Here is a 1,303-nt window from a genome sequence, read left to right as displayed (position 1 = left end):
GCAATATCATCCGTGCCCGTAATAACAAGCGGACACTGCTTAATCGGGAGGCGACTATACGGGACAACTCGGACCGCTCTTCGCTGGTTAAAGTGACTGTGGGCGCAACTCGCAAGGCTCGACTCCATTCATGCCCTCAACATGGAGCTATTTTATCATCATAAACCTTAAGTTTCACCAAGAATGCAACACTACACTAGTTATCAAACACTATCTGCAGCACTTCCAGCCAAGCCATATGCTTACGCCCCGTATGGTCCTGCAGCCAATAGTGCGGCCGTCCCTCCGCCCTTGGCTTTAGCGAAACCCAAAAACCAGGAACACCTACATGTACAGGTTATCCTTAAGGGTCAGAAGGATTGACTCTTTGAGAGTATCCTAGTTCAGTTCGTGTAATCTTCAATATCCTTCTCCCCGCCATTCGTATTTCGGAAAAATTTTACGACAAAGCGGCTATACTCGGAGAGATAGGCAATAATTCAAGCCTGTAGGACATTTTTAACCTCCTGATGTGGCTAATGTGATACTGGATTCGCCGTTTCCAGGCGCTGATGTATGCTTCAGACCATCCTGCCCGCATGGTGACTTAAAACTGCATACCCAAGCCCACATCGCCGCGAAGAATATTCGGCGCGCCTCGCTGTGTAAAATCATCATCATGTAATCCGACGTACAGGGAGACATTGGCCATTAGGGGATAATAGGCGTTCACCCCCATTTGTAGAAGGTCTGAAGTGCGATTGAACGTGGTTGGTGCGAATCCAGAGAGATGCTGGGTTTCCGAAATACCGCCAAGGTATCCGACATATCCGGTGAAATTGACGCCTGGCAGAGATGCTGCCGCATAAAGACCACCACCCAGACCGTTGGTGCTCAGCGAAGAGTGGTAACCATAATAGCCATTGGACTGCGCAAAGCGGTTATACTCATACCCGACATAAGGCCCGACAGCCAGGATATTGCTGGCGTTGAAAAGATAGCCGAGCTTGAGCCCAATGGTGTTGGTATTGCCACCGGTGTAACCCTGGTAGGTAGCCCCGAACTCATGGCGGTATTTCGCCGTGCCGAACAATCCACCATTGTAAAGGCTGGCCCGTAGGCCGAGTCCACCGTTGGTGTTCCCATACCGATTGGTGGCCCCTTGTACATTGCCGGAAACACCAACCTGATTCATGACGCCATATACGGACGCTTCTGCGCCCAGGGGTAATGCCAGTGCGAGGGTCAATGCGGTAAGCCATGTTTTTTTCTGAATCATCGGAACACTCCTGTTGGTTGAGTCAAAAAACTCAACCAACAGGAG

At 50.3% G+C, this 1,303-nt stretch carries 1 protein-coding gene; it reads right to left on the bottom strand.

All coding sequences use genetic code 11. From position 1 onward, the window contains the following. Nucleotides 1-586 precede the first annotated feature (586 nt). Complete coding sequence (locus tag H7F08_RS15260) at nucleotides 587-1,258, bottom strand: hypothetical protein (RefSeq protein ID WP_142088506.1); 672 nt, start codon at nucleotides 1,256-1,258, stop codon at nucleotides 587-589. Nucleotides 1,259-1,303 lie beyond the last annotated feature (45 nt).

Origin of the sequence: Acidithiobacillus sp. HP-11, from assembly GCF_015100075.1 — a bacterium.
Classification (GTDB): Bacteria; Pseudomonadota; Gammaproteobacteria; order Acidithiobacillales; family Acidithiobacillaceae; genus Acidithiobacillus; species Acidithiobacillus thiooxidans.
Note: the sequence above shows the minus strand (reverse complement) of the source record. Positions and strands in the feature narration are given on the sequence as shown.